General features: G+C 36.4%; 1 pseudogene. It reads right to left on the reverse strand.

The features are described 5' to 3' along the window. A pseudogene (locus tag V6260_RS18975) lies at positions 1-220 on the reverse strand (hypothetical protein); the annotation flags it as partial.

Raw genomic sequence — 220 nt, forward strand, 5'->3', positions numbered from 1 at the left:
TGGCTTTATAATATGTTCTTTGCAAGTCATTTTGTTCCAACATTCCGTTTCAGGTACGCAGTAATACCAGGCTCTATATATCGGTTGATATTTTTCAATAACCCGTTGTTGCATAGTTGGTGAAAAATTAGGTAAGTACATATTTTTGATCACCGTAATGTGCCTTGTAATCGTCTTTCCTAAATTAAAACGCGCTTGGCGATACCTGATGTCTGCTTTT

The organism is Pseudoalteromonas aliena (genome assembly GCF_038155085.1).
GTDB lineage: Bacteria > Pseudomonadota > Gammaproteobacteria > Enterobacterales > Alteromonadaceae > Pseudoalteromonas > Pseudoalteromonas aliena_A.